General features: G+C 59.3%; 12 protein-coding genes and 1 pseudogene. 8 read left to right on the top strand and 5 right to left on the bottom strand.

The features are described 5' to 3' along the window. A pseudogene (locus ACTHNR_RS13735) lies at positions 1-135 on the top strand (porin); the annotation flags it as partial. 275 nt (positions 136-410) lie between these two features. Here the strand turns inward: ACTHNR_RS13735 and ACTHNR_RS13740 are convergent. Beyond that, complete coding sequence (locus ACTHNR_RS13740) at positions 411-626, bottom strand: hypothetical protein (RefSeq protein WP_440548216.1); 216 nt, start codon at positions 624-626, stop codon at positions 411-413. Next, entirely contained in the window at positions 623-1,687 is a 1,065-nt protein-coding gene (locus tag ACTHNR_RS13745) for a LacI family DNA-binding transcriptional regulator (RefSeq protein ID WP_440548217.1), read from the bottom strand. Before ACTHNR_RS13745 ends, ACTHNR_RS13740 begins: the two co-directional genes overlap by 4 nt. A gap of 228 nt (positions 1,688-1,915) precedes the next feature. Between ACTHNR_RS13745 and ACTHNR_RS13750 the strand changes: the two genes are divergently transcribed. The 5 genes from ACTHNR_RS13750 (at position 1,916) to ACTHNR_RS13770 (ending at position 8,266) form a co-directional block, all read left to right on the top strand. Then, complete coding sequence (locus ACTHNR_RS13750) at positions 1,916-3,070, top strand: ABC transporter ATP-binding protein (protein WP_440548218.1); 1,155 nt, start codon at positions 1,916-1,918, stop codon at positions 3,068-3,070. Positions 3,071-3,090: 20 nt separating this feature from the next. After that, a complete protein-coding gene (locus ACTHNR_RS13755; RefSeq protein WP_440548219.1) occupies positions 3,091-4,326 on the top strand; it encodes an ABC transporter substrate-binding protein in 1,236 nt (411 codons plus the stop codon). 16 nt (positions 4,327-4,342) lie between these two features. Continuing rightward, on the top strand, positions 4,343-5,290 hold the full coding sequence (locus ACTHNR_RS13760; RefSeq protein ID WP_440548220.1) for a carbohydrate ABC transporter permease: 948 nt from the start codon (positions 4,343-4,345) through the stop codon (positions 5,288-5,290). 23 nt (positions 5,291-5,313) lie between these two features. Next, positions 5,314-6,165, top strand: coding sequence for a carbohydrate ABC transporter permease (locus ACTHNR_RS13765; RefSeq protein WP_440548221.1), 852 nt, complete (start codon positions 5,314-5,316; stop codon positions 6,163-6,165). A gap of 88 nt (positions 6,166-6,253) precedes the next feature. After that, on the top strand, positions 6,254-8,266 hold the full coding sequence (locus tag ACTHNR_RS13770) for a beta-galactosidase (RefSeq protein WP_440548222.1): 2,013 nt from the start codon (positions 6,254-6,256) through the stop codon (positions 8,264-8,266). A gap of 107 nt (positions 8,267-8,373) precedes the next feature. On the opposite strand, the gene ACTHNR_RS13775 is transcribed toward ACTHNR_RS13770, so the two are convergent. The 3 genes from ACTHNR_RS13775 to ACTHNR_RS13785 all read right to left on the bottom strand — a co-directional run bounded on the left by ACTHNR_RS13775 (position 8,374) and on the right by ACTHNR_RS13785 (position 11,483). Beyond that, positions 8,374-9,729 carry a glycosyl hydrolase family 18 protein gene (locus ACTHNR_RS13775; protein ID WP_440548223.1) on the bottom strand — a complete coding sequence of 452 codons (1,356 nt, stop codon included), beginning with the start codon at positions 9,727-9,729 and terminating at the stop codon, positions 8,374-8,376. Positions 9,730-10,066: 337 nt separating this feature from the next. Then, positions 10,067-10,987, bottom strand: a complete 921-nt coding sequence (locus ACTHNR_RS13780) for an NADP-dependent oxidoreductase (protein ID WP_440548224.1) — start codon at positions 10,985-10,987, stop codon at positions 10,067-10,069. A gap of 49 nt (positions 10,988-11,036) precedes the next feature. Then, positions 11,037-11,483, bottom strand: a complete 447-nt coding sequence (locus ACTHNR_RS13785) for an ester cyclase (protein WP_440548225.1) — start codon at positions 11,481-11,483, stop codon at positions 11,037-11,039. Positions 11,484-11,594: 111 nt separating this feature from the next. On the opposite strand from ACTHNR_RS13785, the gene ACTHNR_RS13790 reads away from it, so the two are divergent. Next, on the top strand, positions 11,595-12,506 hold the full coding sequence (locus ACTHNR_RS13790; protein WP_440548226.1) for a LysR family transcriptional regulator: 912 nt from the start codon (positions 11,595-11,597) through the stop codon (positions 12,504-12,506). Between the two features lie 201 nt (positions 12,507-12,707). Continuing rightward, the gene (locus tag ACTHNR_RS13795; RefSeq protein WP_440548227.1) at positions 12,708-13,439 is read left to right on the top strand and encodes an alpha/beta fold hydrolase; all 732 of its coding nucleotides are present in this window, start codon (positions 12,708-12,710) and stop codon (positions 13,437-13,439) included. Positions 13,440-13,915: the final 476 nt, after the last annotated feature.

The raw sequence follows: 13,915 nt of genomic DNA on the forward strand, positions 1-13,915 counted from the left end.
CAAGCGGCCTATCAGCACGTCGCCGGCGACAAGACGAATTCGATCCTCGATCAAGCGTTCGTGCTCGGTACCGATGCGCCGTCGTCGACGGCGAACCAAATCGCGGTGCGTCTGGCGCTGAGGCATAAGTTCTGAGGCGGATGTTAGGGTGCTGCGCTGGTCGAATCTTTGTCGGTGTCCTATGGCTGCGCCCGGAGGCGCAGCCATTCGAGTCGCCGCGTGCGTGAAACTGTCTGGTTTTGCGAGCTGATTCGATCGCGGGCGCGGGTCTTCGGCAGAATGTCGGTCCGTGACCCGCCCATATCTGCGCGGGCCTTCATTTTTCGCGAAGTTGGACAAATTGCACAAAATACGTAAAACGCGGAATATCTTGCTGTGGGATCCCTATGACTACTGTAACCGCCACCGATCTAGCTCGGCGCACGAATCAGGTACTCGACGCTCTGGCGCGAGGGGAATCGGTCACCATCACCCGCAATAATGCTGTGCTCGGCGCCATCAATCCGCCCGTGCGTGCTGTCGCGCTCCGCGAAGCGTTCGAGCGTATTCCTAAGATGCCGCGCGAGGTAGCCGATCGCTTTATGACCGATACCCGTCATGCCGATTTCGACGATGAAGTTCGTCATCCGTCGCCGAAGTAATCGGTGACTTGCGTGGGTGGCGCCGTAGACCCGCGAATAACGAGCTCCGGCGGCGAGGTATGAACGACCGTCGTGTTCGTCGCTTCACCGTTCATGAGCGCGATCAATAGATCAATGCCTTTCTCGGCCAATTCAGCCGTGGGAATGGACACCGTCGTCAGTCCGGGGCGCGATTGGCTCGCCGGAACGATGTTGGTGATGCTGACGACCGACAGGTCACGCGGCACGGCGTAGCCGAGATCCGAAGCCGCATTGAGCACGCCGAGCGCCGGAAGATCATTGGAGACGAACAAGGCTGTGAGGTCGGGGCGCGACGACAGCAACTCCGAGGCTGCGCGATACCCGCCTTCGTAGGAGTCCTCGGTGAACCGTTCATCGGCGGCCACCCGACGAATCTTCGCCTCGCGCATCACTTCCTGATACCCCGCGAAGCGCGCGCCATGGATGCCACGCCTCGCGCTACCGATGATTGCGCCGATTCGCCGATGCCCCAACTCGACGAGATGCCTGACGGCGAGCTTCGCCGCACCCTTGGCATCGAATGTCACGCACGCAGTGCCCGGCGGTTCGTCCGGCCGTTCCCATACGGAGATAACAACCGGAATGTTTCGTCGCTGGAGCGCGCGTAGATCCTCGATCGGCAAATCCCCGTAGTTCGCCACGAGCACGCCATCGGATAGCGAGCCGGCCACCTGCTGCAAAAACGATGTTCCGCGGTCCGCCTCGTGATCCGCATTGCAGACGAGCAGATGACGCTCATGCTTGAGCGCTGACAGATTCGCCGCAAGCGTGAATTCCGGATAGAACGGGTTCGTGATGCAACTGAGCATCAGGGCGAGTGTCGGCGCCTTACGCTCGACGAGTGCGCGCGCCGTCAAGTTGGGGCGATAGCCTTGCCGCTCCACTGCTGCGAGCACGCGCTGGCGCGTTTCTTCGCCCACGCGCCCCCGGCCTCGCAGCACGTTCGAAACCGTCATGACGGAGACGCCGGCTTCCTTGGCGATTTCTCGAATAGTGACGGCCGGAGCGAAATGTTTGCTGCTCATGACAGGGTGAGTGGAGATAGCGGGCGAGAACGGATTGTGACGCAACATTCAATCGACGAGGGGAAGGCTTGTCAACTCGTCATCGGTAGAAATCCTATTGTGTCGAGAAGAAATCCAGCGTAGAGTCCGTCGAGACAGTCGCTCAATGACGTCACGACAGGCCCCGCGGCCTTTTTTGTTAGGTCGATGATGTAACGTTAAATCAAGCTGAATGGAGACGATTCTGACATGGCTGCGATCACCTTGAAAGGCGTGACGAAGGCATACGGCGATCACGCGCCCGTGCTGCGCGGGATCGATCTGGATATCGGGAAAAACGAGTTTTGCGTGTTTCTCGGGCCGTCCGGATGCGGTAAGTCCACGCTGCTTCGAATCATCGCCGGCCTCGAAGATGCGAGCTCGGGCGACGTGCAAATCGGTGGGCGCGTCGTCAACGAAGTGCCCCCCGCCAAGCGGGGTGTCGCGATGGTCTTTCAAAGCTATGCCTTGTTCCCTCATATGACGGTCGAGGAAAACATGGGGTTCGGCTTGAAGCTGTCGGGACTGCCCACCCCTGAGATTGCGAAGCGCGTGGAGACTGCGGCGAAGACGCTGCAGCTCGACGCGTTGCTCAAACGCAAGCCGGCGGCGCTATCGGGAGGGCAGCGTCAGCGCGTGGCGATCGGGCGCGCCATCGTACGAGAGCCCGGCGTGTTCTTGTTCGACGAACCGCTGTCGAACCTCGACGCCATGCTGCGCAGTCAAACCCGGATCGAGATCGCGAAGCTTCATCGGCAGTTCGCGCAGGCCAGCACGGTTTATGTGACGCATGACCAGGTCGAGGCGATGACGCTCGGCGACAAGATTGTGCTGCTGCGCGCCGGCGCGGAAGCCGAACGGTTGGGAAGCATTGCACAAATCGGGTCTCCGCTCGATCTCTATCACCGTCCGAATAGCCGCTTCGTCGCGGAATTCATCGGCAGTCCGAAGATGAATTTCATCGAAGCGACCATCCAGCAGTCGAACGACAACGGTGTAGTGGTGAAACTAAATAAGTCGAACGAACTCGTGCGCGTCGACGCGAACGGCGCGTCACTGGACGTCGGACAGGCCGTGCAGTTGGGCATTCGGCCCGAGCATTTCGATTATGTGACCGAACTCGGCACGCAACCATCGGACAGCCCGAACGCAGGCGTGCAAACGCTCAGCCGGAAGGTCTTGCTCGTCGAACGCTTGGGCGAGCACAGCTATCTCCATCTGGAGGATCCCGCCGGCAACACGCTGGTCGCGAAGCAACCTGGCGACGCGGCTCACCAGAGCGGTGCATGCGTCACGGTGCAATTCAATTCCAGCGCTTGCCACTTGTTCATGGCGGACGGCAGCGCGGTACCGAAGCTTCATTAAAACGACATACGGAGACATCCATGAAACGAGTGATCGCGCTCTCAGTGCTGAGTGCCGCGCTTTCCGTCGCCACGGCGGCGAGCGCGGGAACGTTGCAGTTGAACATCGCTTTCAAAGGCGCCGAGACGCGCGCGGTATGGGAGAACCTCATCAAGCAGTTCGAGCAGGCCAATCCGGACGTGACGACGAAGGTGGCTTTCGTCGAAGAGGAAACATACAAGGTGCAATTGCCGGCATGGCTCACCTCGGTGGCCCCAGACGTAGTGAATTGGCACGAAGGCGAGCGCATGGCCTACTACGCCAAACGCGGCCTGCTTGAAGATCTATCGGCCGACTGGCGCAAGAACGGTTGGGATGCCGACTTTGCTTCGCTGAAGGCGCCGTCGTCGTACAACGGCAAGCAGTACGCGATGCCGACACAGTACTTTGCTTGGGGCTTGTACTATCGGAAAGATTTGTTCGAGAAAGCGGGGATCACGAAAGAGCCGACGACTTGGCAAGAGTTTCTCGACGATTGCAGGAAGCTCAAGGCGGCCGGCATCGCACCGATTGCGGTGGGTGGCCGCGATTCATGGACGCTTGCCGCCTGGTTCGACTACCTCGACCTGCGCATGAACGGCTACGACTTTCACATGCAGCTGATGAACGGCGAGATTCCCTATACCGATGCGCGCGTGAAAAACGTGTATCTGGCATGGAAGACGCTGATCGACAACAAGTACTTTATCGACAATCCGCTTTCTTACAGCCTCGACTCCGTTCAGCCGCTCTATATTCAAGGGCAGGCGGCCATGATGCTGATGGGTACGTTCCTTTCCCCCAGCCTGCCCCCGGCGACGAAGGCGCAGACGGGCTTCTTCCGGTTTCCGGCGGTGGATCCGAAAGTGGCGATGGCCGAAGACGGATCCGCCGAGTGCCTCAACATTCCGGCGCGAGCCGCGAACAAGGCCGATGCCCGAAAATTCCTCGCGTTCATGGGGCAGCCCGCGAACGACGCCGCGTTGGCGAAAGGTGTCGGAACCTTACCCGCGAACAATAAAGCAGCGATGCCTGACGATCCGATCGCCAAAGTCGGCTTCCAAATCTTGTCGCACACGACGGGGGGCGTCGCCCAGTTTTACGATCGCGACATGACGAAGGAGATGGCCGACGAAGGCATGAAGGGGATGCAACGGTTCATCAGCGACCCCTCGAAACTCGACGGCATCCTCAGCGATCTGGAAAAGACGCGCAAGCGCATTTATCACAAGTCCTAATCGTGCGAGGGTTCCGATGACCACAGCCGAAACGAGAACATCGGTGAGCCCGGGCTCGCCCTCGAATGTTTCCCGCTCACCCGAGCGATCGCCACGCGTACGCGTATCGGCGCCGCTTGCGCAAAAGCGCAAGCGTGCAGCGGTGCTGTTCCTGCTGCCCGCTTGCGTGATGTTCTCCATCTACGTGATCTATCCGATCCTCAGCAGCATCGCTTTGAGCTTTTACAGTTGGGACGGAATGAGCGACAAGGTATTCGTCGGGCTCGCGAACTACAACGAGCTGATCCATACGGATACGTTCTACGTCGCACTGAAGAACAATGTGTTGTGGCTCGTGCTGTTTTTGCTCGCTCCGCCGATCGGTTTGGCATTCGCGCTCTATCTGAATCAAAGCGTGCGCGGCATGCGATTGATCAAGTCGCTGTTCTTTTCTCCGTTCGTCCTGTCGGGTGTGGTGGTCGGGCTGGTCTTCAGTTGGTTCTACGACCCGGCGTTCGGACTGTTGAAAGTGATCGTGGGGCACGGGATTCCCGTGTTGGGCGATGAGCATTACGCGACGTTCGGTGTCATCGCCGCGGCGCTGTGGCCGCAGATCCCGTTCTGCATGCTGCTGTACCTCACGAATCTCACGGGCATCAACCCGGAGATCGTCGAAGCGGGCCGTATGGAAGGTGCTGCGGGCTGGTCGCTGCTCTGGCACGTCGTGCTTCCGCAACTACGGCCCGCCACGTTCCTGTCGGTCGTGCTGACGATCATCGGTGCGCTGCGTAGTTTCGATTTGATCGCGGTGATGACAGGCGGAGGCCCATTCGATAGTTCCACGGTGTTGGCCTACTTCATGTACGACCAGGCCATCAAGTACTTCAGGTACGGCTATTCGGCGGCGATCGCGGTCGTGCTGTTTTTGATCATGCTCGTGTTCATCGTGTACCAGTTGCGCCGGCTTCTGCGCACCGATCGATAACAGAGGACGAAGAGGACGAACCTATGTATCCCACTCCTGTGCATCGTTGGAGCCCGATAGGCCGAGGTGTTTATAAAGCTTCGCTGCCGCTCGCGCTTGCCGTCTGGTTGCTTCCGTTGATCGCGGTCTTCATTACGTCGGTGCGCTCGACGGACGAGCTCATGCGCGGCAACTATTGGGGCTGGCCCGAAAGGATGGCGCTCTGGGAGAACTACCGCACGGCGCTGTTCAGTTCTCCGATGCTTCACTACTTCCTGAATAGTTGCCTCATCACGGTACCGTCCGTGATCGGGGCGATCGCATTGGCGTCGATGGCGGGATTCGCGCTTGCCACTTATCCGTTCAAGGGCAACAACAGCATTTTGGGCGTGTTCGTTGCCGGCAACTTCGTGCCGATCCAGGTGCTGATGATCCCGGTCCGCCAGTTGACGCTTCATCTCGGGCTGTTCAACACGGTCGGGGGGCTGATCCTATTCCACATCTCGTTCCAGACAGGCTTTTGCACCTTATTCCTTCGCAATTTCATCAAGGAACTGCCCTACGAGCTCGTCGAAGCGGCGCGCATCGAGGGCGCCAGCGAGTGGCAACTTTTTTATCGAATCATCTTGCCACTCATCGCACCGGCATTGGCGGCGCTGGCCATTCTCGTCTTCACGTTCGTGTGGAACGACTATTTTTGGGCGCTCTGCCTGACGCAGGGCGACGACGCGGCGCCGATCACCGTTGGCGTGGCCGCGCTGAAGGGCCAGTGGACAACGGCTTGGAACCTCGTGTCGGCCGGTTCGCTGCTCGCCGCACTGCCGTCCGTCGTCATCTTCTTCGCCATGCAAAAGCATTTCATCGCCGGCCTGACATTCGGCGCCACGAAAGGCTGAATCGTTGTTACCCATCATCGATTGGATGCGAGTGTGAGCCTCGCAGGGCGCAGCGCATCCTTCGTATTGACAAGAGGAATTTCTCTCCATGAAGGTCGGTGTCGACTACTATCCCGAGCACTGGGACGTTTCGCTGTGGGAACAAGATGCCTTGCAAATGCGGGATGCGGGAATCCGCATCGTTCGCTTGGCCGAATTTGCGTGGTCGCGGCTCGAGCCCGTCGAGGGGCAGTTCGATTTTGCGTGGCTCGATCAAGCCATCGATTTGTTTCAGCGGCACAGCATAGACGTCGTGCTCGGCACACCCACTGCGACGCCGCCTGTCTGGCTGACTCACGGCTACCCGGATGTCTTGCCTGTCGACAATAAAGGCAATGCGATTTTCGCTGGCGTTCGGCTGCACCGCTGTTACAACAGCCCGTCGTTGCGCAAATTTGGCGAACGCATCATCGAACAACTCACGCGGCGGTACGCCTCGCATCCGGCCGTTGTCGGTTGGCAGACCGATAACGAACTGGCGGCGAACGACTGTCACTGCGAACATTGCACGCGTGCGTTTCGCGGCTGGTTGCAGACCAAGTATGGTTCGTTGGAGGAACTCAATCGCGAGTGGGGCACGGTGGTCTGGAGCGGTGAGTATAGCGATTGGGCTCAAGTGAAAACGCCGCTGGGCGGATCGCCCTATTTGAATCCCTCGTTTCTGCTCGATTTCCGACGTTTCTCGTCGGATGCGGTAGCGGACTTCAACCGGTTTCAAGCAGCGCTGATTCGGCAACATAGCCCGAACAAGTTCGTCACGCACAACCTTTGGGGCTACCCGGTCACCGCCGACTATTACGACATGTTCGACAGCATGGACTTCGCGTCTGTCGACTACTACCCGGCTACCGATCTGCTCGACGATTCGAAATCGAGGATGTATCACGGCGCGTTGACACTCGATCTGACGCGAGGCGTGAAGCGCCGGAATTTCTGGGTCATGGAGCAACTGAGCGGGACACCGGGCTGTTGGTATCCGATGTCGCGTACCCCGTTCCCGGGCATGATTCGCGCCTATGCGTGGCAGAGCGTGTCGCGCGGCGCCGACACGATCGTGCAATTCCGCTGGCGTTCAGCGCGTGTCGGCGCCGAGCAGTTCTGGCACGGTTTACTCGATCATCATGGGCAGCCGGGCCGCCGCTTCGACGAGTTCGTCCAGTTCAGCCGCGAAATGGAGCGGCTTGCGCCGCTGCTCGAGGGCACGACGCTCGAGCACGACGTCGCGATGCTCTTTTCGCATGAACAGCTCAACGCATTCCAGATTCAGCCTCAGGCCGACGGCTTTGACTATTTCGGCAACTTCAAGCGTTTTCATTCCGCTTTGCTCGGCATGGGGGTGGGGACCGACGTTATCGATTGGAAGGCGCCGCTGGACGGCTACAAGCTTGTGATCGCCCCGATGCTGTATCTGATGAATGACGCGATCGCCGAGAACCTCAAGCACTATGTCGAGAACGGCGGCAGGCTCGTGCTGACGACGCGGTCCGGCGTCAAGAATATGAACAACGTCTGCTTGCCCGATCGGCTACCGAATCTGTTGACGGAGCTCGCGGGGGCGTATGTCGAAGAATACGATCCCGTCGGCAAGGACGTGCAGGCACTGACCCTTGACAGCGGGGAGGGGCTATCGTGTGGTCAATGGTGCGACGTCGTTACGCCCGTGACAGCGAAAAACATCGCGACCTATGCGAGCGAGTACTTCGCCGGTAAAGCGGCGGTCACGCGAAACGAGTATGGCCGGGGCGTCGTCTACTACGTCGGTACGGTTCTCGATCAGTGTTCAACGCGAGTGCTGATCGGGCGTATCGCCCGTGATGCGGGTGTCGACCGCGACCTAGCGCTTCCGGACGGTGTGGAAATCGCGACGAGACGCTCGGGCGATAGGCAGGTGACCTTCGTGCTCAATCTCGGCAAGCAAACGAAGGTAGTTTCGATGCCGATCGGCGATTACATGAGTGCATTGACGGACCGGCGATTCGGGGGCGGTAACCTTGAGCTCGAGCCGGGCGGCGTCGAGATCTTCGTCGAGCGACACGTTGCGGGGGATGGCGACGCGCGCTGAACGGTCGGGCGGCGCCACGCTCAACGAGCCGATGAAGAAAAAGGCCATGCAGCGGCATGGCCTTGGGCGATTATTACCGCCGGTGCGAAAAATATCGATTAAGCGTTCTACGCAAAAACGGCGTTCAGCGAAGCAATGATGGCGGTCTGACTGCCGCCTGCCAGCGGAACCGTCACCGTAGATCCACTGAAACCCACCACGCTTTGTCCGGCGGGAGCCGTCTGCACAAAAGGATTCCGGGCGGTCGAGCCGGCCATGCTGCCGAACGGCCCATAAGTGGTCCCGCTTTTCCCGGTCAGCGTGAGTTGCAAGACGCATTGCCAGCCATACCACGGGCCCGTATAGCCGGAAATGGAGACGATGGGGTCGTTAAGAGGAATATTGATAACTTGCGCACCCCCGCTGTTTCCTCCATGTTGCAATAAGGTAAATATCCCGGTTTCAGTTCCTTGGGTGCCGGTGTTATAAGGCCCCGTTCCTGTATTGACTGACTGAATCGCGTTCAGCACGTCACCCGATCGAATCGTCATTTTTGTAAGGTTGGGGTTGCCCGCCGCGGCGACAATCGCTGTATCGTCGAAGGCATTGCTTGCGGGCGGATTTCCAAGCTGACCGAGAATCATGAATTGCGCTTGCTCAAACTGAAAGTTTCCTGAGTTTAAGCGCCACATAAAAATATCTTGATAGTTGTACTGCGTCCCTGCGGAGGAAAAGCCTTCCGAAACCACGTTCCATACCTGTTGCGCGCTGGCATTGGGGGCTGCATTCCCTGGTTCGAATTGAGCCCCATAGCCGATTACCGCCGGGGATATTCCCGCATCTAAGAATGTCGACAGCGACGTGCCGTCGTAAAATTGAGGGGAGACGAAATCGAATGCGCTATTGACGGTGGGGTAATCAATCGTGCTGGTGGGCCACGCAGGCGTAAACGATAGATAGTACTTGACAGGCTGTTGGTCGAATACACTGCGAATCGTAGAAAACAATATCTTGAATTGAGCTTGCGTCAATTGCTCGGATACATCGCCTTCCCAATCGATATCCAGCCCATTCATTCCGTTATTTTTAAGATACGAAACGAGATTGTTCGCAAAATTGCTTGCCTGTGTTTGTGGGTCGCCGCCTCCCGAAAAAATGGCCGCCAAGGTGTTGCTGCCGGAATACACCATTGTGGCTAGAAATTTAATGGCAGGATTGACCTCGCGCGCATCACGCAGTACGAAATTCAAATAATCCTGGTTGGTCAAGCCGCCCGGGTGAGATCCGTTGCCGATTTGGATTGTCGAGCCCTGCCCAGCGGGTACGACTTCGAAAAAGGCGATGCCGAGAAAAGTTGCACTGTCGTAAACCTTGGAAGTGATGAGCGACTGATAGCAGCTGTCGGAGCTTGTGTAGCTGGTCTTGGGTGGTTCGTCTTCGTTCAGAAAAACCCACGCATTGATCCCGTTTTGAAGGTTTGCCATTTTTCTATCCTGTAAGGTTGCGTCTTGGTCGATGACGCTCGATGCTGCAACTACAGATTACAGTTGAAGGCTACCCATACGACGGCCAACTCTCCATGGCGCGCCAGCAATGCGGTCATGCCCGGAAACGATGTGTCATTGAAATGAACGAAGCTGTGCGGCATTGCCGAAAACCATTATAGGCGTCAACGCCGGCTGCGGTGTCCGAAAATCATGGAAGTAAAAATAATCATCTGGTTCGGCTGTGACCCAGCCGGCAAGGCCCTGTTTTTTAGCATCGGTCTTCGCGTGCCCCTGACGCCGTCGATATTGCGTGATCAGGGGCTCTCGCAATGAATCAGCTGCTCGTGCGGATGAGTACCTTACCGCGTGCGTGACCGGTCGCGAGTTTTTCGAGGGCGGGGCGCGCGTCTTCAAGCGGAAAAATCGAATCCGTCACGACCTGCAATTGTCCCGACTGGAACCGCCTGACCGCTTCGGGAAGCGAAGGCGTCGCGCTTCGGAAAAACACGGCCTCACCGATACACCCGTTTCGCGATTCGATGCCGAATTCCACGAGCGTGGCAATGCGTCCGCCGTCGCGCAACACCGGCCACGACTTCTCGAGCGTTTCACCGCCGATGGGATCGAGCACGAGATCGATATCGCGCAGTTGCGTGAAGTCCTGCGTGCGGCGGTCGATCACTTCGTCGGCGCCGAGGCTCTTCACCAGTTCGACGTTGCCGGCGGAAGCCGTGCCGATCACATACGCGCCCGCCAGATGCGCTAGCTGCACGGCCATGCAGCCGACACCGCCGGCCGCCGCGTGAATCAGTACCCGTTGTCCGCGTTCGAGGCGGCCCGAGTCGAACAACGCCTGATGCGCGGTGCCGAATGCGGTTGGCAAGGACGCCGCCTGCTCGAAGCTCATTTCCGGGGGGATCGGGCACAGGTCGCCCGCTGCGATCACCAGACGCTGCGCAAACGCGCCGCCCGCGCTTGGCATGCTGCGGCCGAAAACGCGGTCGCCAGGTTGCAGATGTGTGACCTGAGCGCCGACCGCCTCGATCACGCCGCTGAAGTCATTGCCGCAAACGTAGGGAAATTCGATAGGGAAGACCTGCTGCATGTAGCCTGCGGCGATCTTCAGGTCCAGCGGATTGAGGCCTGCCGCTTGGATGCGGACGGTCGCTTCGTCGGGACGCATATCGCGCAGCGCGGTCTCGCCGATGGTGACGACATCGGGGCCGCCGAAGGTACGAATGAGTGCTGCTTTCATGGTTTCTTCTCGGTAATGAATGGATTCAGTGGTGTCGGTCATCGGCATCTCAGGCTTGTGCCGGAAACTGGCCGAGCTGAAGGAACAGGCCGAACCAGTCCTCCATGTGCCACGTGGTGGTTACGCGCTTGCCGTCCAGTGCGTGGAATTCGTGCAGACGGAAACTGACTTGCTTGCCGGTCGGCGCGATGCCGAATAGTTCGCCCAGATGCGTGCCGGTAATTTCCGCGCGCACCGCGATTTGTCCGGGCGCCTGAATCATGTCGTGGATGACGATGCGCACATCGGGAAATGCCTGCGCGAAGCTGCCGATGATCGGCTTAATGCCGTCCGGCCCCGGGCCCTGGCCCGGCGCCAGCGGAATATCGTCCCAGTCGGGGGCGAGCACGGTATCGACGAGGTCGGGATCGTTCTCGCTGAAGGCGCGGTAAAGCGTTTCCACGGCCAGGCGCTCGTTGCGCAGGCGTTCGGAGAGTTGAGGTTCGATGGCGTCCATGGGGTATCTCGCGATCGCGTCGTCGTGACGCGGTGAGTGGGAGTGGCGAGAGTGTGCGACCCACGGTAAGATCCGTCCAACAAATAGCCGGTATATCAGATTATTTGATTTATGGATTTTCACGGAATCGACCTGAACCTGCTGGCTGCATTCGACGCCTTGATGAGCGAGCGCAACGTCACCCGGGCGGCGACGCAAGTGGGCGTGAGTCAGCCGGCCATGAGCGCGGCGCTGTCGCGGCTGCGGACGCTGCTCGGCGATCCGCTGTTCCTGCGCAGCGCCGATGGCTTGCTGCCCACGCCGCGCGCGCGGGAAGTGGCCGGCCCGATTTCGCAGGCGCTGCGGCAGATCGAAGCCACCCTGGTAAAGAAGCCGGCGTTCGTGCCGGGGGAGGCGACGCTCGCGATCAACCTGGGCTTGTCGGACTATCCGGCCTTTGTGCTGCTGCCCGCGCTGATGGAAGCGTTGGGCGAACAGGCGCCTGGCATCGCGATCAACGTGCATGCGTTCAATGACCGCGACCATGCGGTGGACCTGCTCGATGCCGGCGTGATCGATGCGGCCATCGGCGTGCCGCCCACCCATCCGGAGAGCCGCATCCTTACGCGCCCGATCCTGCGCGACGAGTTCGTGACCATCGTCGCGAGCCATCATCCGGCGGCGCGGCGGGGGATGAACATGAAGACGTATCTGTCGCTGCCGCATGTGCTGGCCTCGCCGGAAGGACAGCGGCATGGGTTGGTGGACCAGGCGCTCGCGCAGCAGGGTAAGCAGCGCACGCTCGCGCTGACGCTACCGCAGATGTTCGCGTTGCCGGCGGTCGTCGCACGTACGGGGATGATCGCCACGGTCATGAAGCGGGTCGCGCTGCACTCGTCCGCGGGCCGCAAGCTCGCGTTGTTCCCGCCGGCCATGCCGCTGCCGGAGATCGTCTTTCACGTGATCTGGCATCGGCGCAGCGAAGGCAATCCCGCGCAGCAGTGGCTAAGAGCGCTGATCGAGTCAGTGGCGAAAGCGCTGTAGGTTGCGCGATCCGTGCCGGAAGATCGTCGATACACGTGTCTGGATCGATCTCAGTATAGGTGCGCTCGACGGCGAGCTGCCTTCGGCCATGAACGGACAGTCGACACTATGATCGAAACCGTTGACAATTTCCGCAACGGCTCACAACTGGCCGCATCGAGAACCGACCCAATGACTTCACAGAGCCCTCATCCAACAAGCCTGCGCAATGCTCCTCCCATCGTTTTCGTTCACGGCTTCATCGGTACGCTAGACGTCACCGGCTTCGGATTGCCGCATGCGTCCCCCGATCTGCTTGGGTACGGCGAGCATCAAGCAGTTCCGTTCGATTCCATATCGCTACCGGGCCAGGTCGAGTATCTGCGAGCATTCGTGGACGCCCGTTTTGGAAGCAAACCTGTCGATGTGGTTGGTCATTCCGTTGGCGGTGCGATCGCTATGCTGTTCGCTCGGACCTACCCGGAGTACATCCGCAGGATCGTGAACGTCGAAGGAAATTTTACGTTGGGCGATGCGTTCTGGTCCGCATCGGTAGGACGGATGAGCCAGACCGAGGCTGACGCCATGCTGGCAGGTTTCCGTGCCGATCCATTAGCCTGGATCAGCAGTTCCGTTACCGCACCTGCTCCGTATATCGGCGAGATTGCCGCCCGGTGGCTTGCTCATCAGCCAGCATCCACGCTCCGGGCCATGGGTCAATCCGTCGTTGCGACAACGGGAAATGACGACTACCTAAGATTGCTCGAACAGGTCTTCGATCGGCATCCGGTGTATTTGCTTTCCGGTGAGCATTCCCGCAAAGGCTGGAACGTACCGGATTGGGCGTTGAAGAAATGTGCTGGAGACTACACGATTGCCAACAGCGGCCATCTGATGATGCTCGACAACCACGTCGAATTTTCATCGGCAATCGAGCGATTCTTGGCGGAATGAATAGCCATCGATGAGCGGCGCGGACGAAGGCCAACGGAGATCGTTCAATCATCGGTGCAAACTTTGTCGCCCTTCGTTTGACGCTTGCGAATGGCGTCGAAGGCCGCTTTCGAGGAAGCCGAGTGTCCCGCCCTGGTCGTGAAGGCTCATTCGACGGCCGCGAGGGCGGCCATTCGTCGTTGCAGGTTTGCCATTGCCGGCAAAGAAGAGGAGGACTTCGTCACATAAGCGCGCCCTCGGCTGCGCTCGCAAGCGCAGCCTTTCGAATCCCCATGTAAAGTCCGCAGCCACCTTGCTTCCTGGGCGCAGAAATGAAAAAAGGCCAGCTAAAAGCTGTAATGCCGTTCAGTTAAGGTTCCTTTTGAGGTACCGAACGGTGTAGCGAAGTGGTCGCGATTTGACGGCCCGGTCGCATTTGCGACCGGGCCGTTTTCCGTTGGGCAGCGACTTAAGGCGTTCACGCAAGCGCTGCAGGC

This window comes from Trinickia sp., from assembly GCF_051954495.1.
Taxonomy (GTDB): Bacteria; Pseudomonadota; Gammaproteobacteria; order Burkholderiales; family Burkholderiaceae; genus Trinickia.